The following is a 19,779-nucleotide window of genomic DNA, read 5'->3' as shown; positions in this document are numbered from 1 at the left end:
CGCTCACGTATGAATTCGAGCCGCACAACGATGGAAGGTCTCGGCGTCGGGCCCTTGAATGGGGGCATGACCGATTTCGTGCTGGTGCTGACCTTCGCGGCGACATTGGGCTGCGGCCTCGGAGCCGGCGTGTTCTTCGCCTTCTCCTCGTTCGTCATGCCCGGACTGCGCCGGCTGCCCGCGCCGCAGGGCATCGCCGCCATGCAGTCGATCAACGTCACCGCGGTGACACCGGTGTTCATGATCCAGCTGTTCGGCACGGCGGTGCTGTGCGCGGTGCTGGTCGTGCTCGGCGCACTGCGTTGGGCGCAGCCCGGCTCGGTCCTGCTGGTCCTTGGCGGCCTGGCCTACCTGCTCGGCGCGATCGTGCTGACCGCCGGGTACCACGTGCCGCGCAACAACGCGCTGAACGCGCTCGACCCGGGCACGCCCGAGGCGGCCGAGTACTGGGCCCGCCACCTGCGCGAGTGGACCCGCGGCAACCACGTGCGGGCGCTGGCGTCCACCGCGGCGTGCGGGCTGCTCGCGGCCGCGCTGCGGATCGGTTAGTCCCGGGGCGAGACCTTGATCGTGATGATCGCCTGCACGACGACCCGGCCGGTGCTGTCGTAGATCAGCACCGGCACCGGCAGGTCGACGGCGTCCGGGCCGAACACCGGCAGCGGGGTGACCGCTGCGACGGCCCGCAGCCCGGTCTTCGCCTTGGCCAGGTAGTCCACGTTCATGTGCCGGGGGATCCAGCGGTGCGTGGCCGGCACGGTGGCCTCGGCGAGCATGCCCATGGCGTACTCGGCGAGGTTGCACATGGCGATGGCGTGGAACGTGCCGAGATGGTTGTGCACGCCCCACCACTTCGGCGCCCGCACCTCGGCCTCACCCGGGCGCATCCGCACCACGGTGGGCAGGATCGTGCCGAAGTAGGGGACCCGAACCCACGACGCGACGGAGAACAGCAGCTTGCCCAACGGCCGGGCGGCTAGCCTCTGCCACAGCGCGAAGGTCGTCGACGGTGCGGACCGTTCGATGGTGTGCACCGGCCCAGTTTAGCTACTGAGCGGTAGCTTAGCCAGAAGGGAAGTGTTCGTCGTGGCGGCGCTCTACCTGCTCCGGCACGGTCAGACCGAATGGACCGTGTCCGGCCGGCACACCGGCCGCACCGACGTCCCGCTCACCCCCGAAGGCGAGCGCCGCGCCCGGGCCGCCGGCCGCCTGCTCCGCGAACTCCGCGGCGACACTCCACCGGCCCTGGTCCTGTCCAGCCCCCGCCGGCGCGCCCTGCGCAGCGCCGAGCTCGCCGGCCTGACCGTCACCGACATCACCGAAGAAGTCGCCGAGTGGGACTACGGCGACTACGAAGGCCTGACCACCCCCGAGATCCGCGAGCACGTCCCCGGCTGGCGCGTCTGGACCCACCCGACCCCCGGCGGCGAAACCGCCGAAGCGGTCGGCACCCGAGCGACCCGAGTCGTCCACCGCGTCCGCGCCGCCCTCCCCGCCGGCGACGCGATCATCGTTGGCCACGGCCACTTCAGCCGCGTCCTCATAGCCACCTGGATCGCCCAACCCCCCTCCTTCGGCGTCCACTTCGGACTCGAGCCCGGCGCCGTCACCGTCCTCGGCGAGGAACGCGGCGCCCCCCAGGTGGTCCGGCTCAACCTCCCGCCCATCGACCCCTAGCGGAGCCGAGATGGTCCCCGTCCAACTCCGAGGGGAGAGTTCAGTGCCTGACCAGCGCATCCGGCGGGCCACGGAGTCCGACGTGAATGCCATGGTGCAGCTCGTCTACGAGTTGGCCGAGTACGAGCGCGCCCCCGACGAGTGCCACCTCACGGCCGAGCAGCTACACCGGGCGCTGTTCGCCGAGTCACCCGCGCTGTTCGCCCACGTCGCCGAGCTGGACGGGGACGTGGTCGGCTGCGCCCTCTGGTTCAAGAACTTCTCCACTTGGGACGGCGTACACGGCGTGTACCTCGAAGACCTCTTCGTCCGCCCCAGCGCCCGCGGCACCGGCCTCGGCAAGGCCCTCCTCGCTGCCCTGGCCGAGGAATGCGTGCGCAACGGCTACACCCGCCTGCAATGGTGGGTCCTCAACTGGAACGAACCGGCCATCGGGTTCTACAAGTCCCTCGGCGCGGTCCCCATGGACGAGTGGACCGTGATGCGCGTCAGCGGCCCGGCCCTGACCCAACTCGCCAGGGCCTGACATCTCGTCGTCCGCGACGTCGAGCCACAAATCCGTGGAGATGAGCGGCGTGGTTCGGCACGATGCGCCGCATGATGTTGCTCGTTCCGGCCGACGTGCTCAACCCTCGCCGCGTGGATGGACACTTCGCGGCGGAGGCCGAGGCGGCTCGCGCGGCGGGGCTGCGGGTGACGGTGGTCGACCACGATGCGTTGGGTCGGCCCGGTGGTGCTGGGCGCGGGGTCGAGCGGGTTACGGGCGGCGGTCCGGCGATGTACCGGGGCTGGATGTTGCGCAGCGAGCAGTACGCGGCGTTCGCCGAGGCGTTGCGCGAACGGGATGTCACGTTGCGGACCAGCGCGGAGCAGTATGCGCGGGCCCATGAGCTGCCGGGGTGGTATCCGGCCCTGTCGGCGGTGACGCCCCGGTCGGTGTGGACGGTGGGTGCCGGTCGGGACGCGTTCGAGCGGGCCTGCCGGCAGTTGGGTTCGGGCCCGGCCGTGCTGCGCGACCATGTCAAGTCGATGAAGCACTACTGGGCAGAGGCGGCGTTCATTCCCGATCTCGGCGACCCGGATGCCGCATGGGCCGTGGCATCTCGTTTCCGTCTGCTGCGCGACGAGGACATGGTCGGTGGCTTCGTGCTGCGCCGGTTCGAGCGGTTCGTCTCGGCCGAGGTGCGGACCTGGTGGGTTGACGGGGTCTGCCGCCTGGTGGGTCCACACCCCGACACTCCGCAGGACATGCCGGTCGCCGAGCCGAACCTCGATGCGATCGGCCCGTTGATCGGCGGGCTGGGCCTGCCTTTCGTCACCGCGGATGTCGTACTGAGCGCGGACGGGGTGTGGCGGCTTGTCGAACTGGGCGACGGGCAGGTCAGCGACCGCCCGGGCACGATCGCACCGGACACGTTCATCGCCATGCTGCACACCGGATTCGACGGGTGATCCCGGTGGGATCGTGTTCCCGTCGGCACCACCGGGCCCGATCCCGACTCCGCCGCACGGGCGCCGAACACGACGATTTCAGCCGAGTCCCCGGTGAGCGCCCCACAGCTCCCCGGCCCGATTGGCGGCTTCGGCGACGAGGTTGGTCAGTTCGGGCTTGTCGGGGACGCGGAACGAGACGTAGGCGCCCCGCCCACCGCCGGTCGGCCGGCCGTAGGCCTTCGCCGCGAGATGCCCGTCCGGGAGAAGCCGGACGTTGAGGGTGGTCAGCAGAAACTCCTCACCGCGCCGGATGTCCGTCCAGCGAAGGGCCTCCGGAATCGTGACGTTGATCGCCAGGGCACTCACGTCGGGGGTGAGGTCGCTGCTCATGGACCCAGGGTCGCATGCGGGTGGAGACCCGAGCCCGGGTTCTGCGACCGTTCAGGGCATCTGGCGGGGCTGGCAGGTCCCGGCTGCGGCACTCATCGGCGCTGCGAATCCTCGGGGTCGCCGTCGGCCCAGGCGCGGGCGGGGACGGCGAGGAGGAGGACCAGGATGAGGATGGCGAGGGCGGCGACGGGGAGGCCGTACGCGGGGCGGCTGGACGGGCCGATGGCGTACCAGGAGACGCCGAGCAGGACGATCTCGATGACCAGGGTGGGGGTGCGCGCCCAGGTCTTGCCGAGGAGCAGGCCGATGCCGCAGGCGAGGACGCCGGCGCCGAGCAGGGCGAAGTAGCCGGCCTCGCCGAACAGGTTGCCGCCGGGACCGGCGTCGTCGAAGGCGCGGACGAGGAGCGCGACGGCGAAGGCCAGACCGGCAAGTCCCTGGAGCCCGACCAGCACACCCGCAACCCGAACACTGCGCGGAGCGGCGGATACCTGCATTCGGGTGATCGTAACCCCACCCGGACGGGGGTCCCTAACGCCAGCCCTTCGAGGGACGATCAGTACAGTCAGACTGCTTCTCGCGAGCAGACGGTCGTCTGGGTGCACTCGCGCGAGGCTGCGAGGAGGAAGGGGACCGGTACCGGACGGGACGGGAACGGCACCGCATACGCTGCGCCCATGCGTGCAGTGCTGGTGGTGAACCCCAAGGCGACCGCGACAACGGCCGCCGGTCGGGATGTGCTTGCGCACGCCCTGGCCAGCCAGGTCAAGCTCGAGGTGGTCGAGACCGACTACCGCGGGCACGCGATGGCGGCGGCCGCCAAGGCCGCGGTCGACGGCGTCGATCTGGTGGTCGCGCACGGCGGCGACGGCACCGTCAACGAGGTGGTCAACGGCCTGCTGGCCGAGGGCGCCAGTGGCGCGGTGCCCAAGCTGGGCATCGTGCCGGGCGGCTCGGCTAACGTGTTCGCCCGGGCGCTCGGCCTGCCCCGTCACCCGATCGAGGCGGCGCATCAGCTACTCCTCGCGATCGCCGAGGGTCGGGGCCGGACCGTCGGGCTCGGCAAGGTGACCACCAATTGCACGCCGGGCCGCTGGTTCACCTTCAGCGCCGGGGTCGGCTGGGACGCCGACGTCGTGGCCGACGTGCACCGCAAGCGCGGCAAGCGGGCCAGCCCGGCCCTTTACGCCCGGGTCGCCGTGGCTGAGTACCTGCGCCCGTCCCAGGGCAAACAGCGGCTCACGGTGCAGCTGCCCGGCCAGGAACCGGTGTCCGACCTGCGCCTGGTGTTCGTCTCCAACACCGACCCGTGGACCTACCTTGGCGGCCGGGCGATCCACCTCAACCGGGGGTGCAGCTTCGAAGGCGGGCTCGGCGTGTTCGCCCTGACCAGCCTGCATCTACCCACCGTGCTGCGACACCTCACCCAGGCGATCAGCCGCAAGGGGGAAACCCGCGGCCGGAACCTGTTGCGGCTCGATGACGTTGACGAGATTCGGGTGACGTCAGAGGAACCGGTTCGGGTGCAATGTGACGGCGACCTCATCGGGGAACCCACGGTCGTGACATTCCAGTCCGTACCGCGGGCGCTCACCGTGGTGATCTGAGTCCTCGATCGAGGGGTGCGAACCAGCCGTCGTACGGTCCGTAATGATCGAGACCGAATCGTAACTCTGTGCATCGACAGGCCTTCTACCTGTTTCTTTTGGGTGAGGTCACTCACCGGGTGCATGAGAACTCTTGACATCTAGCTGGTTCGTGAAAGCATTCACAAGCACCCCGACGACCGGATGACGACCACAGGTGCGACCAACCGCGCCTAAGCGAGGAGCAATTAACCATGGACTGGCGCCACCGCGCGGCCTGCCGGGACGAGGACCCTGAGCTGTTCTTCCCTGTGGGGACCAGTGGTCCTGCGTTGCTGCAGATCGCCGAGGCAAAGGCCGTTTGCCACCGCTGTACCGTCGCTTCCAACTGCCTGGCCTGGGCGCTCGAGAGCGGTCAGGACGCTGGCGTGTGGGGCGGGATGAGCGAGGACGAGCGACGCGCCCTCAAGCGGCGCAACGCCCGGACCCGGCAACGCAGCAACGCCTGAGCCGCAGTACCGCAAAGCTACTGAGCCCGGCACCCCTCGAGGTGACCGGGCTCGTTGCTGTCCCCAGGCCCTACCGGCGGTGCGACAGCGGCACCCGCAGCACCGCCTCGGTTCCGCGCCGCTCCCGGCGCCGGATCGACAGCGTACCGCGCAGCTCGGTCTCCACCAGCGTCCGCACGATCTGCAGGCCGAGACCGTCGGTGCGCTCCAGCGAGAACCCGCGCGGCAACCCCTGGCCGTCGTCGCTGACCACCACGTCCAGCCAGCGGGTGGACCGGTCCGCGGACACCAGCACCTCACCCGACTGACCCGGCGGGTAGGCGTGCCCGACCGCGTTCTGCACCAGCTCGGTCAGCACCATCACCAGCGGCGTGGCCAACTCGGCGGAGACCACGCCGAACTGTCCGATCTTGCGCACCTTGACCTGGCTCTCCGCCACCGCCACGTCGCCGACCACCGGGATCACCTTGTCCACCAACGAGTCCAGGTCCACCCGCTCGTCCACCGAGGTGGACAGCGTCTCGTGCACCATCGCGATCGCGGCCACCCGGCGCATCGACTCGGCCAGTGCGTCCTTGGCCTCCTGGCTGGTCGCCCGGCGGGACTGCAACCGGAGCAGCGCCGCGACCGTCTGGAGGTTGTTCTTCACCCGATGGTGGATCTCCCGGATCGTGGCGTCCTTGGACAGCAGCGCCCGGTCCCGGCGGCGCACCTCGGTGACGTCCCGAACCAGCACCAGCGCCCCGGCCGGCTTGCCGTCCGGGCGCAGCGGCAGCGCCCGGAACAGCACCGTGGCCCCGCGCCGTGACTCGGCCTCCACCCGCATGCTCGGCTTGCCGTCCAGCGCGGTCAGGATGCGCTGGGCGACCTCGGTCGCGTCGAACGGGTCGGCGATCAGCGTCCTGGTCAGCGGCACCAGCCGGGCACCGATCAGGTCCGCCGCGTGCCCCATCCGGTGGTAGGCCGACTTGGCGTTGGGGCTCGCGAACACGACCGCGCCGGAGGCGTCCAGCCGGACCAGCCCGTCGCCGACCCGAGGGCTGGTGTGCACCCCGGGGGACGGCTCGGCGGTGGGGAAGCTGCCGTCGGCGACCATCTGGCACAGGTCGCCGGCCACGCCCAGATAGGCGATCTCCAGCGAGCTGGGCACCCGCGGCACGGCCAGGTTCGTCTCCCGGGACAGCACCGCGACCACCTGATCCCGGTGCGTCACCGGGATCGTCTCCCGGCGCACCGGCACCCCCAGGTACCAGCGGGGATCCTCCTCGCGGCAGATCCGCCGCTCGGTGATCGCCTTGCGCAGCTGGGGATGCTCCCGAGCGAACGCCCGGGAACCCACCACGTCCTCACCGTGCGCGGTGAGCGCCGTGGTCGGCCGGGCCTGGGCCACGCAGAGGAACTCCGCGCCGTCCTGGTTGTCCTCCTCGTCCACCTGCACCCACAGCAGGAAGTCGGCGAAGGACAGGTCGGCGAGCAACTGCCACTCGGCCACCACCATCTGCAGGTGGTCGACCTGTTTCGCGGACAGGCTGGTGTGCTCGGCGAGTAGGTCGGAGAGGGTGGACACGGCCCGAAGCTACTACTCGACCACCGCGATGAGATCGTGCTCCTGGACCACGTCGCCCTTCTTCACGGCGATCTTGGTGAGCGTCCCCTTGTGCTCGGTGAGCACCGGGATCTCCATCTTCATCGACTCCAGGATCACCACGGTGTCGCCCTCGTCCACGACCTGACCCTCGTGGCCGACGACCTCCAGCACGTTGGCCACTATCTCGGCGAGGATCTCCGCCATCGACCGCTCCTCCTCGACGCCGCGGATCGGTTCAGGGTCATCCAACCACGATCGACCGCGGGGCGAGCGACAACGCCGAACATGCCAGAATTGTTCGGCACCGACCGTGCCATCGAAACACCGAGGAGAAACCACGATGTCCAAGCGCGCCCGCAAGCGCCGCGACCGCAAGAAGAGCTCGGCCAACCACGGCAAGCGGCCGCACAGCTGAGCGAACCGGGGAACGCGGGCGTGTTCCCCGGACCTCACTCCTCGTGCACCTCGACGGTGACGCTGGTGACCTCCACGGTGACGCTGGTGTGCTCGAGCACGGTCTTCCTGATCTTCGCCCGGAGCCGCTCCTTGAGGCTGTCCGGGGCGTGCTCACCGCCGCACTTGGTCGCCAGCAGCATCTTCAGGTGCTCGTCGAGCCCGAAGCGCTCCAGGCAGGGGCTGCACTCGTCGAGGTGTTTCTCCAGCAGCTCCCGACGGGTCTGGTCACACTCGTGATCAAGAAATAGCCACACCTCGGCGAGCACCTCGGAGCAATCGGTCTCATGGGGTTTTCCGCAGCTCACGACCCGGCCACCTCTCGCTCGGCCGAGCGCAGGAACCCACGCTCACGCGCCACATCTGACAGCAGGTCACGCAGCAACCGGCGGCCGCGGTGCAGCCGGGACATCACGGTGCCGATGGGCGTGCCCATGATCTCGGCGATCTCCTTGTAGGCGAAGCCTTCGACATCGGCAAGGTACACCGCCAACCGGAACTCCTCCGGCAACTGCTGCAGGGCTTCCTTGACGTCGGTGTCCGGAAGCCGGTCCATCGCCTCCAGCTCGGCGGACCGCAGGCCGGTCGAGGTGTGGCTCTCGGCCTGGGCGAGCTGCCAGTCGGTGATCTCCTCGGTCGGCTGCTGGATCGGCTGACGCTGCCGCTTGCGGTACCCGTTGATGTAGGTGTTGGTGAGGATGCGGTACAGCCACGCCTTGAGGTTGGTGCCGGCACGGAACGACTCGAACGCGGCGTAGGCCTTGAGGTAGGTCTCCTGGACCAGGTCTTCGGCATCGGCGGGGTTGCGAGTCATCCGCAGGGCGGCCGAGTACAGCTGGTCGAGCATGGGCATGGCATCCCGCTCGAACCGCTCAGCCCGCTCGACCGGGCTCTCGGGTTTCGCGTTGGCCTGGATATCGGTGCCGGGCACCAGGCTCCCTTCCGGCGAGATTTCCATAGTTGAACACGCATGGGATCGCTTCGAGGATACGCGGCGAGATCGGAGACCCGCCGCGCGCAGCGTGGTCGGCACGCCGGACGCAACGCCGCGACACCCGTCCGGCATTCCCCAGGCTGGCCGCGTGGCCGGCCGGGGCACCGGCGCTGTTCCGCCTCTCCGGGTCTTGACTGCTGTTGTTGCGTTCCAGCCGGTGGTGTGGTTAGCGGGTTGATTGTGGCTGGATTGCGCCACGGTGCCCCTGAGGTTGCTGTTGGTCGGCCCGGGGCTTGTCTCGACGATCCACGGAGCAGGTCCCTAATCGAGGGGGCGCAGGATGCGGTCGAGCCACTCCTCGACGGTGCGCGAGATGCCCGTGGCGTCGCGCTTGAGCGAGTGATCGCCGGGGAACAGGACGATCTCGCGGTGGTGGGCGGGGTCGGGGCGACCGAACGGGTCGTTGTCGCCCTGCACCACCAGGGTGGGCACCTCGACCTCGTCCAGTTCGGGCTGGCGGGTCTTTTCCGGCCGGCCGGGCGGGTGCACCGGGAACGCCAGGCAGACCACGGCCACCGCCTGGCCCTCGGCGGCGGTCCGGCAGGCCACCCGGGCTCCAGAGGACCGGCCGCCGAACACCAACGGCAGGTCGGCGAAGAACTCCTTGGACAGCTCGTCGGCCACCGTGAGCCACGCCTTGTCCAGCTGCGCGGCCGGCGCAGGCGCCCGGCGACCGGCGACCCGGTAGGGCTGCTCGATCAGCGCCACGTGCACGCCGGCCGCCCGCGCGCCGCGCGCGGCGGCCACCAGGTCCGGCGCGCCGATCCCGCCGCCGGCACCGTGGCCGAGCAGGAGGGCGGCCCGTGGCTCGGGCACGCAGTGCAGCTCGGCCCGGGCGAGGCCGAAGGCGGTCTCGATCTCGGTGGCGGTCATCGTCCGGGCGTGTCCTCCACGTCGAAAAGGGCGGGCTCGTCGAGGTCCGGCACGGGTTCGTGCCGGACCACCAGCTCAGGGCCGTTGTTGCGCACGCTGTTCACCGCGCTGGACACCGGGCGCAGCTCCAGCGCCGACACCAACTCCATCGACGGCGCGACCAGCAGGTCTGACACGTCCTCGCGGTCCGGGTCAAGCCACGCCGCCCACGACTCCCGCGGCAGCACCATCGGCATCCGGTCGTGGATGTCGGTCAGCTGCCCGATCGCGTCCGTGGTCAACACCGTGTAGGTGACCAGCGGCTCGGCCTCCTCGTCGGCCTTGTCCCGCCAGGTGGACCACAGTCCCGCGAAGGCCAGGCTGGAGCCGTCCGCGCTGGTCATGAAGAACGGCTGCTTGGTCCCGCCGTCCCGGCGCCACTCGTACCAGCCGTCGGCCGGCACCAGACAGCGCCGCTTGGCCAGGCTGGACTTGAACGCCGGCTTGGTGGCCACGCTCTCCGCTCTGGCATTGATCATCTTCGCGCCGACCGACTTGTCCTTGGCCCAGAACGGCACCAGGCCCCAGCGCATCACCCGCAGGCTGCGCACGGTGCTGTTCGGGTCGGGATTGCCCTCGTCGTCCCGCGGGTGCCGCTGGACGACGGTGACCTCCTGCTTGGTGGGCGCAACGTTGTAGTCCGCGCGTGGTTCGTAGGAGTCCGTCTCGTCGACCGCGTCGAACTCCGCTGCCAACGTCGCCGGGTCCTTCGTCGCCGCATACCGTCCGCACAATGTCAGTGCACCTCCCTGACCGATCGTGACATGTCCCACCGACACAGGCGAGCCGGCCATGCGGGATCATTGGCAACCATGACGACGCACTGGCCGGCACCGGTCGCCACGGCGCCGGTTCGGGCCACCGTAGCCGTTCCCGGATCCAAGTCGATCACGAACCGGGCGCTGCTGCTTGCTGCGCTGTCCGGATCGGCGGCCACGGTGCACGGGGTGCCGTCGAGCCGTGACACCACGTTGATGGTGGACGCGCTGCGCTCGCTCGGCGTGCCGGCCGACGTCGCCGGGGACACCGTGCGTTTCGGGGCACACGAAGGATTCCGCGGCCCGGCGTCGATCGACTGCGGGCTGGCCGGCACGGTGATGCGGTTCGTCCCGCCGGCCGCCGCGCTGGCCACCGGGGACATCCGGTTCGACGGCGACCCGCGGGCCCGGGAGCGTCCCATGGGGACGGTGCTGGATGCGTTGCGCGCTTTGGGGGTCGGCATCGACGGCGATGCGTTGCCGGTCACCCTGCACGGCACCGGATCGGTCGGCGGCGGCGCGGTGACCATCGACGCGTCGGCGTCCTCCCAGTTCGTCTCCGGGCTGCTGCTCTCCGGCGCCCGCTACCGGCGTGGGGTGACCGTGCACCACGACGGAAAGCCGGTGCCGTCGCTGCCGCACATCGAGATGACCGTGGCGATGCTGCGCGAGGCCGGGGTCGCGGTGGACGACTCCGAGCCGAACACCTGGCGGGTGGCGCCCGGACCGATCGCCGCGCGGGACTGGATGGTCGAGCCGGATCTGTCCAACGCCACACCGTTCCTGGCCGCGGCCGCGCTCACCAGGGGCACCGTGACGATCGCCGGGTGGCCGGCGCGGACCACCCAGGCGGGCGCGGCGATCCGCGATATTCTGACCGCGATGGGTTGCGAGGTAACGCTTTCCACGGCCGGGCTGACCGTGACCGGGCCGGCCGAACTGTCCGGAGTGGACGTCGACCTGCACGAAGCAGGTGAGCTGACCCCGACGGTCGCCGCGCTCGCCGCGCTGGCCAAGGGACCGTCGGTGCTGCACGGGGTCGCGCACCTGCGCGGGCACGAGACCGATCGGCTGGCCGCGCTGGCCACCGAGCTCAACGGGCTCGGCGGCGACGTCACCGAGACCCCGACCGGCCTGGCGATCCGGCCGGCAGCCCTGCACGGCGGCCGCTGGCGCGCCCACGCCGACCACCGGATGGCCACCGCGGGGGCGATCGTCGGCCTCGTGGTGCCCGGCGTCGAGGTGGACGACATCGCCGCCACCGGCAAGACGATGTCCGACTTCCCCGGGCTGTGGGCGGGGATGCTGCGCACGTGACGGGCAGGGCGCGGCGCGACGACTGGCGCAGGCTCGACGAGGCCGACGTCCGGGTCCGGCCCGGCCGGGGCACCCGGCCGCGGAGCAAACTGCGCCCGGAGCACGCCGATGCGCGCTCCGCACTGGTGGTCGAGGTCGACCGCGGTCGGTGGACCTGCGCGCTGGACGGCGATCCGGACCGCGAGGTGGTCGCCATGCGCGCCCGGGAGCTCGGCCGCACCCCGATCGTGGTCGGCGACCGGGTCGACCTGGTCGGCGACACCTCGGGCCGGCCGGACACCCTGGCCAGGGTGGTGCGGGTGGCCGACCGGAGCAGCGTGCTGCGCCGCACCGCGGACGACAACGACCCGTTCGAACGGGTGGTGGTGGCCAACGCCGAGCAACTGATGATCGTCTGCGCGCTGGCCGATCCCCCGCCGCGCACCGGTTTCATCGACCGGTGCCTGGTGGCCGCGTTCACCGGCGGACTCGGACCGGTGCTGTGCCTGACAAAGGCCGACCTGGCCAGCCCGGACGAGCTGCTCGCCGGCTACGCCGAGCTGGACCTGCGGATCCTGGTCACCCGGCACGACGAGGAACCCGACGTGCTGCGCGAGGCGCTGGCGCACAAGGTGTCCGCCCTGGTCGGCCACTCCGGCGTCGGAAAGTCCACTTTGGTCAACAAGCTGGTCCCGGACGCGGACCGGGCGATCGGCGCGGTCAGCGCGGTCGGCAAGGGCCGGCACACCTCCACCACGGCGGTGGCGCTGCCGTTGCCGGGCGGCGGCTGGGTGGTGGACACCCCGGGAATTCGGTCATTCGGCCTCGCACACGTTCGGCCGGGCGATATCGTGGCGGCGTTCCCGGAGTTCGTCGAGGCGGTCGAGGAGTGTCCGTCCAACTGCGGACACCGGGGCCCACCGGAGGACCCCGACTGCATGTTGGACGTGGTCACAGCGGCGGGTGAAGCGACGGCGGGGAGACTTGGATCACTGCGCCGCCTGCTCGCCTCCCGGGCAGGGCTGGACGAATATCAGGACTAACTGGCGGGTAACGTCCCCCGCAGAGACATCTCGTACGGAGGGCACAAAACCAATGCGGAAAACCACCATGTTGCTCACCAGCGGGGCGGCACTCGTCGCGCTGGTGCTGACCGGCTGCCAGTCGACGCAGTCCGGCAGCCCCACCGGCAGCGGCGGCAACGCCAACGCCGGCAGCGGCGGGGAGGAGATCGGCAGCCTCACCAACCTGGCCGACGTGGTCGCCAAGAAGAGCGCCGAGAAGCAGTCCGCGCACGTGAAGATGTCCATGGACGCGGCCGGTCAGTCGATCGGCGGCGAGGGCAACATGCGCTTCGGTGACCAGCCCGCGATGGAGATGACCATGTCCATCCCGGAGATGGCCACGATGACCATGCGTCTGGTCGACGATGTGTTCTACATCAAGCTCCCCTCCGAGCTGCAGCCCGGAAAGCCGTGGGTCAAGATCACCGCCGGCGGCGACGACCCGATGTCGAAGACGCTCGGCTCGATGGTCGAGCAGATGAAGACGAACGGGAACCCGGCGGAGACGCTCAAGCAGCTCCAGGAGGCCGGCACCATCAAGAGCTCCAAGAAGGAGCAGCTTGGCGGCGAGGAGACCACGCACTACGAGGTCGTGGTCGACGTGGCCAAGGCGGTCGAGGCGCAGAAGGACCCCGAGATGAAGAAGATGCTCGAGGAGGCCACCAAGGCCGGCCTGACCGAGTACCCGATGGACGTGTGGCTGAACAAGGACAACCTGCCGGTCAAGATCGCGATCAAGATGGACATCACGGCGGGTGGGCAGTCCCAGTCCGTCACGATGAACATGGACTACACCGACTGGGGCAAGCCGGTCGAGATCACCGCGCCGCCGGCCGCCGAGGTGGCCGAGCTGCCCCGGTAACGCCGGCCGTCACATCCGGGTCCGCCGCCTCGTCCGATCCGGTGGATCCGATGGAGAGAGGTGAGCGGCGGTGCGGGTGCTGCTGATCGGCGGGACCGGAGTGCTCGGCCGGGAGGCGGCGCCGCGGCTGCTCGCCGCCGGCCATGACGTGACCGCCCTGGTTCGCTCGACGGAGCGAGCCGGGGCGGTTCGTGCGTTCGGGGTCGAGCCGCTGGTGGCCGACCTGTTCGACCCCGGGTCGATGGCGGCGGCGGTGGCCGGGCAGGAGGCGGTGCTCAACCTGGCCACCCGGATCCCGACCAGCGCCAGGGCCATGCTGCGCGGCATGGCGGAGAACGACCGGGTGCGCACCGAGGGCAGCCGGAACCTGGTGGACGCCGCGCTCGCCACGGACACCGTGCGGGTGATCGTGCAGGAGGGCATCTCGTTCGTCTACGCCGACGGTGGGGACGCCGAGCTGGACGAGGACGCGCCGCTCGACCCGGCCGGAGCCACCCGCTCCTCCCTGGCGGCGCACGCCAACGTCGCCCGGTTCGCCGAGGCCGACGGCCGGGTCGGGGTGCGGCTGCGGATCGCCGCGCTGATCGGCGACGAGCCGATGGCCCGGACGCTGGTCCGCCTGGCCAAGCTGCGGATGCCGGTGCAGTTCGGCGACCCGCGCGGCTGGTTCACCGCGATCCGGCCGGCCGACGCCGCCGCCGGAGCGGTGGCCGCGCTGTCCGCGCCCAGCGGCGTGTACAACGTGGGCGCCACGCCGGTGCGCAAGTCCGAGTTCGCCCGGGCGGTGGCCGAGGCGGCCGGCGTGCGCCGGGCCCGCACCCTGCCGGGTGCCCTGGCCGCCGGCCAGTTCGCCACCTTCGCCCGGTCACAGCGGGTGGTCTCGCACCGACTCACCGAAGCCACCGGCTGGCGCCCGGCGGACCCGGTTCCGGCGGCGGCCTGGTTCTCGGCGTAACCCCGGCGGTCAGGCCATGTGCGGGTAGGTGTGGTCGGTGGGCGGGACGAAGGTTTCCTTGATGGTTCGGGGGCTGACCCAGCGTTGCAGGTTGTGGCTCCAGCCGGCCTTGTCGTTGGTGCCCGAGCCGCGGCTGCCGCCGAACGGTTGCTGGCCGACCACGGCGCCGGTCGGCTTGTCGTTGACGTAGAAGTTGCCGGCCGAGAACCGCAGCGCCTTGTGCGCCTGCTCGACGGCGGCCCGGTCGGTGGCGAACACCGACCCGGTCAGCGCGTACGGGGTGGAGCCGTCCACCAACTCCAGCACCTTGGTGTACTCGGCGTCGTCGTAGACGTAGACGGCCAGGATCGGGCCGAACCACTCGGTGGTGAACACGTCGTGCATCGGGTCGGTACCGAGCAGCACCGTCGGCTGCACGAAGTAGCCGACCGAGTCGTCCGCGGTGCCGCCGGCCAGCACCTCGATCGAGGCGGCACCGCCGGCCATCTCCAGCACGCCGCGGTGCTTGTCGAACGCCCGCCGGTCGATCACCGCGCCGCCGAAGTGGCCGAAGTCGGTGACGTCGCCGAAGGACAGCGACCGGGCCATGTCGGCCAGCCCGTCCCGCACACCGCCCTCCCACAGCGAACGGGCGACGTAGGCCCGGGAGGCCGCCGAGCACTTCTGCCCCTGGTACTCGAAGGCGCCCCGGACCAGGGCGGTGACCAGCGGGCCGGGCTCGGCCGAGGGGTGGGCGACCACGAAGTCCTTGCCGCCGGTCTCGCCCACGATCCGCGGGTAGGAGCGGTAGCCGTCCAGCCGCTCCCCGATGCTCCGCCAGAGCATCTTGAACGTGCGGGTGGAGCCGGTGAAGTGCAGGCCGGCGAAGTCCGGGTCGGCCATGGCCACCTCGCTGACCGCAGCGCCGTCCCCGGTCACCATGTTGATCACGCCGGGCGGCAGGCCGGCCGCCTCGAGCAGCCGCATGATGTGGTGCGCGGCGAGCTGCTGGGTCGGCGACGGCTTCCACACCACCGTGTTGCCCATCAACGCGGGCGCGGTGGGCAGGTTGCCGGCGATCGCGGTGAAGTTGAACGGGGTGATCGCGGTGACGAACCCGTCGAGCGGCCGGTGGTCGAACCGGTTCCACACCCCCGGCGAGGAGAACGGCTGCTCGGCGAGGATCCGGCTGGCGAAGTAGACGTTGAACCGCCAGAAGTCGATCAGCTCGCAGGCGCTGTCGATCTCGGCCTGCTGCACGGTCTTCGACTGTCCGAGCATGGTCGCGGCGTTGAGCGTGTCCCGCCACGGCCCGGCCAGCAGGTCGGCGGCGCGCAGCAGGATCGCGGCCCGCTCGTCGAACGGCAGTTCGCGCCAGGCCGGGGCGGCGAGCTTGGCGGCGCTCACCGCGTCGGCCACGTCCCGCTCGGTCGCCTGCCCGGTCACCCCGAGCACGTGCTCGTGGTCGTGCGGCTGGACCACGTCGATCGGCTCCCCGCCGGCCATCCGCTGCCCGCCGCCGATGGTCATGGTGAGCTCGGCCCGCTCACCCTCCAGCTCGGCGATCCGGCGCCGCAGCGACTCCCGCTCGGCGCTGCCCGGCGCGTAGCCGCGCACCCGTTCGTTGACCGGCTCCGGCACTGACGACACCGCGTCCATCGGGTTGCTCCTCGAGGTGTGGGCTGCTTGTGGCTGCCAGGCCATCTTCGCACCTCAGAGAAGATCGAGAAGAAACGGCAACTCCTGGGCCGCGTACCAGGACAGCTCGTGGTCCTCGGCGCTGCCGAGGGTGAACTCGGCGTCCGGATCGCCCATGTCGGCCGCGTCGATCACGGCCGCGGCGGCGCGCACCGCGTCCTCCGCCTCCGGGGTGTCCATGTGCACCGCGGCCACCACCTTGAGCGGCACCGGCCCGGACAGCCGGACCGCGGCGTGGTCCAGGTCCGGCCGCGGCGTCACCCCGTCCACGTCGGCCGAGACCACCGCCCGCCGGGGCAGCGCCGGGACGTCCTGGGCCAGCTCGGTGGCGATCAGCCGCAGCGAGGCCCGGGCCGCCTCCAGCATCGCCGCGTACTCCAGTTCGTCGGCGCTGCCGGCGTTGTAGTACTCGCGCAGCGCCGGGGTCAGCGCGAACGCGGTGTTGTTCACGGCGACCAGCTCGCCGTCGGCGTCCAGCCGGCGCAGAATGGCCACGGTCGCCGGAATGTAGACCCTCATGACCGCCTCGGTGTCGTTGTGACCAGCTCGTCGACCGACTCTTCGATCATCTTCGCCATGATGTCCACATCGGACAGTGCGTCCCGGTCGCCGGTCAGTCCGAAGTAGACTCCGCCGTCGTAGGACGTCACCCCGATGGCCAGGGCCTGGTTGCGCACCAACGGAACCACCGGGAACATCTCGGTGAGCAGCGCCGTGCCGGCGTAGAGCGGCAGTTGCGGACCGGGCACGTTGGTGACCACCAGGTTGAAGATCCGCTTGGAGAACGAGGCCGCCGCCCGGGCGCCGAGCGCGTGCAGTGTCGGCGGGGACAGGCCGCCGACACCGAGCAGCGCCGATGCCGCGACGGCCGAGTCGGTGTGCGCCTGCATGGCGTGGCTGATGTGCTGCAGCCGCACCACCGGGTTCGGTTCGCCGACGGGCAGATCCACCAGGTACGGCGTGACCTTGTTGCCCTGCTGTCCGGACTCGTCCCGCACGGCCAGCGGCACCAGGGCGCGCAGCGTCGTCGACGAGGTGACCGGCTCGCCCCGGGACAGCAGCCAGGTGCGCAACGCCCCGGACACCACGGCCAACACCGCGTCGTTCACCGTGCCGCCGTGCTCGGCCCGCACCCCGCGCAGGTCGTCCAGACGCGCCCGGGCCACGGCGAACCGCCGCTGACCGGAGATCGGCACGTTCAGCGGGCCGGCGGCGGCCGGGCGCGCCACCGTGCCAACCGTCTCGATCAGCGACCCGACCGCGCCGGCCACCTTGCGCGCGGTGGCCACCGCGTCGGTCGCCGCGGACCGCAGGTTCTCGATCACCTCGCGCGGCCGGCCGACCGTCTCGCGCACCGCGTCCAGGGCGAGCCCGGTGCGGCCGGGCAGCCGGCGCGGCCGCCAGCCGTCGTCCGGGTCCTGGTCGGGCAGGTGCGGGCCGGTGTCCAGGATCAGCTGGCCGATGTCGACCGTGCTCACCCCGTCCACCAGCGCCTGGTGGGTCTTGGTGACCAGCGCGACCCGGTTCCGGCTCAGCCCCTCCACCAGGTAGGCCTCCCAGAGCGGCCGGGCGTGGTCGAGCGGCCGGGAGAACAAGCGGGCGACCAGGTCCAGCAGCTGCTCCTCGTTGCCCGGCCGGGGCAGCGCCGAGCGGCGCACGTGGTAGGTCAGGTCGAAGTCCGGGTCGTCGGCCCACACCGGCCGGGCCAGGTGTCCCGGCACCGGCAGCACCCGTTGGCGGTACCTCGGGACCTGCGGCAGGCACTGCTCGATCAGCGCGACCAGTTGGCCGTAGTCGAACCCGATCCGCGGCCTGCGAAACAGCGCCACCGCGCCCACGTGCAGCGGCGCGGTCCGATCCTCCAGGTACAGGAAGGACGCGTCGAGCGTGGACAGGCGATCGGCCATGCGCCAGATCCTGGCATACGTGCCAGACTCCGCACGTGGACGCCGTTTCGCCCAAGGACAGATTCGTGACGGTCTTCGGGCGCAAGCCGGTGCTCGAGGCGCTGACCGACGACCGGCTCACCGTGGACAAGGTCATCGTCGCGGACACCGCGCGCGGGCCGGCCGTGCGGGACATCGTCGACGCGGCGCAGCGGCGTGGCGTGCCGGTCTCCCGGGCCACCGCACACCGGGTGAAAGTGTTGGCGGGCAACGGAAAGCAGGACCAAGGCGTGCTCGCCGACGTGGTCGCGCCGCGGATGCGCCGGCTGTCCGACGCGCTGGCCGGCCGAGCCCCGCGCCGGGTGCTGCTGCTTGACGGGATCACCACCCCCGCCAACGTCGGCATGATCCTGCGCACCGCGACGGCGGCGGGGGTGCACGGCATCGTGGTGCCGCGCCGGGGGGTCGCCGGCATCGACCCCCTCGTGATCAAGGCCTCGGCCGGAGTCGCCTTCCAGGCCCCGGTGCTGCGCTGCGCCACCGCGGCCGAGGCGGCCGGCGACCTCCGCGCCGCCGGCTATCCCCTCTACGGGCTGGACGCGGGCGCCCGGCAGTCCCTGTTCACCGCCGACCTCCCGGACCGGGCGGCGTTCGTCCTCGGCGGCGAGACCTCCGGCGTCACTGCCGACGTCCGCCGCCACGTCAACCGCTGGGTGTCCATCCCGATGTCCGCCGACGTCGAGTCCCTCAACGTCGCCAGCGCCGCCGCCGTCCTCTGTTTCGAGCTCGTCCGCCGATTCCACCCGAACGGATGAACTGTGACCTGATCAGCACCCTCGCTTCCTCATCAGTGCGGACTCATTGCCGACCGCCACCCCGAGGGAGCCCGCCATGTCCGCGCCCGCGCTCGTCCCCCAGCACCGGCCCGCCATCCTCCTGCGCGCCCTGTTCGACGACGAGCCGCCGGAGGGGGTCGAGGCGGCCGAGGCCGAGCGCGTCGTCGAGTTGCTGCCGGAGCCGCTCGTCGACCTCGCGCTCTGGCTTGCCGACTACTACGGCTCGACGCCGGGCCGCGCGCTGGCGCTCGTGGCCCCGCCGGGCCGCGTCCGCAAGGTGGGCGAGCGGGACGTGCCCGCACTGCGTGAGGGCCTCGAGGGCGAGGCGGAGCCGGAGCAGTTGTCGGAGGCGCAGACGGCCGCGGTGGCGCGGGTCGTGGCCGCGATGGACGCGGGCGCCGGCGGGCCGTTCCTCCTCCACGGCGCGACGGGATCGGGGAAGACCGAGGTCTACCTCCAAGCGTGCGCTGCAGCGCTCGAGCGCGGGCTCGGGGCGATCGTGCTCGTGCCGGAGATCGCGCTCACGCCGCAGGCGGTCGGGCGCTTCCGGGCGCGGTTCGGCGACCGGATCGCGATCCTCCACTCGGCGCTCACCGAGGCGGAGCGGCGCGACGAGCGTGACCGGATCCTCGCGGGCGAGGCGCGCGTGGTCATCGGCGCGAGGTCGGCGGTCTTCGCGCCGGTGCGCGGCCTCGGCCTGCTCGTCGTGGACGAGGAGCACGACGCGTCGTACAAGCAGGACGGCGACCCGCGCTACGACGCCCGCACGGTCGCGGCGAAGCGGGCGGCGCTCGAGAACGCCGTCGCCGTCTACGGGAGCGCGACGCCCCGGGTGGAGAGCTGGGTGAGGGTCGACCGGCTCGAGCTGCCGACACGGATCGGGGCGCCGCTCCCGTCCGTTC

At 71.3% G+C, this 19,779-nt stretch carries 25 protein-coding genes; 13 read left to right on the top strand and 12 right to left on the bottom strand.

Annotation, left to right across the window (positions count from 1 at the left end):
• The first annotated feature begins 66 nt into the window (after positions 1–66).
• Positions 67–549, top strand: a complete 483-nt coding sequence (locus VFV67_RS24130) for a DUF1772 domain-containing protein (protein ID WP_326472907.1) — start codon at positions 67–69, stop codon at positions 547–549.
• On the opposite strand, the gene VFV67_RS24125 is transcribed toward VFV67_RS24130, so the two are convergent.
• A complete protein-coding gene (locus tag VFV67_RS24125) occupies positions 546–1,034 on the bottom strand; it encodes a hotdog fold domain-containing protein (RefSeq protein WP_326472906.1) in 489 nt (162 codons plus the stop codon). The genes VFV67_RS24130 and VFV67_RS24125 overlap by 4 nt on opposite strands.
• Positions 1,035–1,077: 43 nt before the next feature.
• Here VFV67_RS24125 and VFV67_RS24120 point away from each other — a divergent pair, with 43 nt between their 5' ends.
• The 3 genes from VFV67_RS24120 (at position 1,078) to VFV67_RS24110 (ending at position 3,129) form a co-directional block, all read left to right on the top strand.
• On the top strand, positions 1,078–1,677 hold the full coding sequence (locus VFV67_RS24120) for a histidine phosphatase family protein (protein WP_326472905.1): 600 nt from the start codon (positions 1,078–1,080) through the stop codon (positions 1,675–1,677).
• A 43-nt stretch (positions 1,678–1,720) separates the two neighbouring features.
• On the top strand, positions 1,721–2,203 hold the full coding sequence (locus tag VFV67_RS24115) for a GNAT family N-acetyltransferase (RefSeq protein WP_326472904.1): 483 nt from the start codon (positions 1,721–1,723) through the stop codon (positions 2,201–2,203).
• A 71-nt stretch (positions 2,204–2,274) separates the two neighbouring features.
• Positions 2,275–3,129, top strand: coding sequence for an ATP-grasp domain-containing protein (locus VFV67_RS24110; protein WP_326472903.1), 855 nt, complete (start codon positions 2,275–2,277; stop codon positions 3,127–3,129).
• Between the two features lie 78 nt (positions 3,130–3,207).
• Here VFV67_RS24110 and VFV67_RS24105 read toward each other — a convergent pair whose 3' ends face one another.
• Together VFV67_RS24105 and VFV67_RS24100 are read right to left on the bottom strand one after the other, a co-directional pair.
• Entirely contained in the window at positions 3,208–3,501 is a 294-nt protein-coding gene (locus VFV67_RS24105; protein WP_326472902.1) for a hypothetical protein, read from the bottom strand.
• Positions 3,502–3,593: 92 nt separating this feature from the next.
• On the bottom strand, positions 3,594–3,998 hold the full coding sequence (locus tag VFV67_RS24100; RefSeq protein ID WP_326472901.1) for a hypothetical protein: 405 nt from the start codon (positions 3,996–3,998) through the stop codon (positions 3,594–3,596).
• A 180-nt stretch (positions 3,999–4,178) separates the two neighbouring features.
• Here VFV67_RS24100 and VFV67_RS24095 point away from each other — a divergent pair, with 180 nt between their 5' ends.
• Both VFV67_RS24095 and VFV67_RS24090 read left to right on the top strand, forming a co-directional pair.
• Positions 4,179–5,108, top strand: a complete 930-nt coding sequence (locus VFV67_RS24095) for a diacylglycerol/lipid kinase family protein (protein WP_326472900.1) — start codon at positions 4,179–4,181, stop codon at positions 5,106–5,108.
• Between the two features lie 233 nt (positions 5,109–5,341).
• A complete protein-coding gene (locus VFV67_RS24090; protein ID WP_326472899.1) occupies positions 5,342–5,596 on the top strand; it encodes a WhiB family transcriptional regulator in 255 nt (84 codons plus the stop codon).
• Positions 5,597–5,666: 70 nt separating this feature from the next.
• Here the strand turns inward: VFV67_RS24090 and VFV67_RS24085 are convergent, their stop codons facing one another.
• Positions 5,667–7,163 carry a sensor histidine kinase gene (locus tag VFV67_RS24085; RefSeq protein WP_326472898.1) on the bottom strand — a complete coding sequence of 499 codons (1,497 nt, stop codon included), beginning with the start codon at positions 7,161–7,163 and terminating at the stop codon, positions 5,667–5,669.
• A 12-nt stretch (positions 7,164–7,175) separates the two neighbouring features.
• Entirely contained in the window at positions 7,176–7,388 is a 213-nt protein-coding gene (locus VFV67_RS24080) for a biotin/lipoyl-binding carrier protein (RefSeq protein WP_326472897.1), read from the bottom strand.
• 136 nt (positions 7,389–7,524) lie between these two features.
• Between VFV67_RS24080 and VFV67_RS36845 the strand changes: the two genes are divergently transcribed.
• Complete coding sequence (locus VFV67_RS36845; protein WP_414635456.1) at positions 7,525–7,599, top strand: 50S ribosomal protein bL37; 75 nt, start codon at positions 7,525–7,527, stop codon at positions 7,597–7,599.
• Positions 7,600–7,633: 34 nt separating this feature from the next.
• Here VFV67_RS36845 and rsrA read toward each other — a convergent pair whose 3' ends face one another.
• From rsrA to VFV67_RS24060, 4 genes are all read right to left on the bottom strand, one after another.
• Complete coding sequence (gene rsrA / locus VFV67_RS24075; protein ID WP_326472896.1) at positions 7,634–7,945, bottom strand: mycothiol system anti-sigma-R factor; 312 nt, start codon at positions 7,943–7,945, stop codon at positions 7,634–7,636.
• Positions 7,942–8,568, bottom strand: a complete 627-nt coding sequence (locus tag VFV67_RS24070; protein ID WP_414636338.1) for a sigma-70 family RNA polymerase sigma factor — start codon at positions 8,566–8,568, stop codon at positions 7,942–7,944. The genes rsrA and VFV67_RS24070 overlap by 4 nt, the downstream gene beginning before the upstream one ends.
• A gap of 324 nt (positions 8,569–8,892) precedes the next feature.
• The gene (locus VFV67_RS24065; protein ID WP_326472894.1) at positions 8,893–9,504 is read right to left on the bottom strand and encodes an alpha/beta family hydrolase; all 612 of its coding nucleotides are present in this window, start codon (positions 9,502–9,504) and stop codon (positions 8,893–8,895) included.
• Positions 9,501–10,277: an SOS response-associated peptidase gene (locus VFV67_RS24060; protein ID WP_326472893.1), complete on the bottom strand. Its 777-nt coding sequence runs from the start codon at positions 10,275–10,277 to the stop codon at positions 9,501–9,503. Before VFV67_RS24060 ends, VFV67_RS24065 begins: the two co-directional genes overlap by 4 nt.
• A 78-nt stretch (positions 10,278–10,355) precedes the next feature.
• Here VFV67_RS24060 and aroA point away from each other — a divergent pair, with 78 nt between their 5' ends.
• The 4 genes from aroA (at position 10,356) to VFV67_RS24040 (ending at position 14,478) form a co-directional block, all read left to right on the top strand.
• Positions 10,356–11,618, top strand: coding sequence for a 3-phosphoshikimate 1-carboxyvinyltransferase (gene aroA, locus VFV67_RS24055; protein WP_326472892.1), 1,263 nt, complete (start codon positions 10,356–10,358; stop codon positions 11,616–11,618).
• On the top strand, positions 11,615–12,640 hold the full coding sequence (gene rsgA, locus VFV67_RS24050; RefSeq protein WP_326472891.1) for a ribosome small subunit-dependent GTPase A: 1,026 nt from the start codon (positions 11,615–11,617) through the stop codon (positions 12,638–12,640). Before aroA ends, rsgA begins: the two co-directional genes overlap by 4 nt.
• 52 nt (positions 12,641–12,692) lie before the next feature.
• Complete coding sequence (locus VFV67_RS24045) at positions 12,693–13,523, top strand: hypothetical protein (RefSeq protein ID WP_326472890.1); 831 nt, start codon at positions 12,693–12,695, stop codon at positions 13,521–13,523.
• Positions 13,524–13,593: 70 nt separating this feature from the next.
• A complete protein-coding gene (locus tag VFV67_RS24040) occupies positions 13,594–14,478 on the top strand; it encodes an NAD(P)-dependent oxidoreductase (protein ID WP_326472889.1) in 885 nt (294 codons plus the stop codon).
• Between the two features lie 9 nt (positions 14,479–14,487).
• Here VFV67_RS24040 and pruA read toward each other — a convergent pair whose 3' ends face one another.
• From pruA to VFV67_RS24025, 3 genes are read right to left on the bottom strand one after another with little or no spacing between them, the layout of a single operon-like run.
• On the bottom strand, positions 14,488–16,116 hold the full coding sequence (gene pruA, locus VFV67_RS24035; RefSeq protein ID WP_326472888.1) for an L-glutamate gamma-semialdehyde dehydrogenase: 1,629 nt from the start codon (positions 16,114–16,116) through the stop codon (positions 14,488–14,490).
• Between the two features lie 54 nt (positions 16,117–16,170).
• Positions 16,171–16,674: a DUF6912 family protein gene (locus tag VFV67_RS24030; protein WP_326472887.1), complete on the bottom strand. Its 504-nt coding sequence runs from the start codon at positions 16,672–16,674 to the stop codon at positions 16,171–16,173.
• On the bottom strand, positions 16,671–18,062 hold the full coding sequence (locus VFV67_RS24025; protein WP_326472886.1) for a wax ester/triacylglycerol synthase family O-acyltransferase: 1,392 nt from the start codon (positions 18,060–18,062) through the stop codon (positions 16,671–16,673). The genes VFV67_RS24030 and VFV67_RS24025 overlap by 4 nt, the downstream gene beginning before the upstream one ends.
• 65 nt (positions 18,063–18,127) lie before the next feature.
• Between VFV67_RS24025 and VFV67_RS24020 the strand changes: the two genes are divergently transcribed.
• Both VFV67_RS24020 and VFV67_RS24015 read left to right on the top strand, forming a co-directional pair.
• A complete protein-coding gene (locus tag VFV67_RS24020; RefSeq protein ID WP_326472885.1) occupies positions 18,128–18,856 on the top strand; it encodes an RNA methyltransferase in 729 nt (242 codons plus the stop codon).
• A 76-nt stretch (positions 18,857–18,932) separates the two neighbouring features.
• On the top strand, positions 18,933–19,779 hold an 847-nt coding region (locus VFV67_RS24015; protein ID WP_326472884.1), incomplete at its 3' end, for a DEAD/DEAH box helicase.

Source organism: Actinophytocola sp., assembly GCF_035762905.1.
Classification (GTDB): Bacteria; Actinomycetota; Actinomycetes; order Mycobacteriales; family Pseudonocardiaceae; genus DASYTH01.
Note: the sequence above shows the minus strand (reverse complement) of the source record. Positions and strands in the feature narration are given on the sequence as shown.

Bases quoted from the DNA above. Each gene is read 5' to 3' on its own strand.
- VFV67_RS24025 (WP_326472886.1), bottom strand. From the start codon at position 18,062: ATGGCCGATCGCCTGTCCACGCTCGACGCGTCCTTCCTGTACCTGGAG.
- pruA (WP_326472888.1), bottom strand. From the start codon at position 16,116: ATGGACGCGGTGTCGTCAGTGCCGGAGCCGGTCAACGAACGGGTGCGC.
- VFV67_RS24045 (WP_326472890.1), top strand. From the start codon at position 12,693: ATGCGGAAAACCACCATGTTGCTCACCAGCGGGGCGGCACTCGTCGCG.
- VFV67_RS24080 (WP_326472897.1), bottom strand. From the start codon at position 7,388: ATGGCGGAGATCCTCGCCGAGATAGTGGCCAACGTGCTGGAGGTCGTC.
- VFV67_RS24105 (WP_326472902.1), bottom strand. From the start codon at position 3,501: ATGAGCAGCGACCTCACCCCCGACGTGAGTGCCCTGGCGATCAACGTC.
- VFV67_RS24090 (WP_326472899.1), top strand. From the start codon at position 5,342: ATGGACTGGCGCCACCGCGCGGCCTGCCGGGACGAGGACCCTGAGCTG.
- VFV67_RS24030 (WP_326472887.1), bottom strand. From the start codon at position 16,674: ATGAGGGTCTACATTCCGGCGACCGTGGCCATTCTGCGCCGGCTGGAC.
- aroA (WP_326472892.1), top strand. From the start codon at position 10,356: ATGACGACGCACTGGCCGGCACCGGTCGCCACGGCGCCGGTTCGGGCC.
- VFV67_RS24130 (WP_326472907.1), top strand. From the start codon at position 67: ATGACCGATTTCGTGCTGGTGCTGACCTTCGCGGCGACATTGGGCTGC.
- VFV67_RS24110 (WP_326472903.1), top strand. From the start codon at position 2,275: ATGATGTTGCTCGTTCCGGCCGACGTGCTCAACCCTCGCCGCGTGGAT.
- VFV67_RS24095 (WP_326472900.1), top strand. From the start codon at position 4,179: ATGCGTGCAGTGCTGGTGGTGAACCCCAAGGCGACCGCGACAACGGCC.
- VFV67_RS24065 (WP_326472894.1), bottom strand. From the start codon at position 9,504: ATGACCGCCACCGAGATCGAGACCGCCTTCGGCCTCGCCCGGGCCGAG.
- VFV67_RS24100 (WP_326472901.1), bottom strand. From the start codon at position 3,998: ATGCAGGTATCCGCCGCTCCGCGCAGTGTTCGGGTTGCGGGTGTGCTG.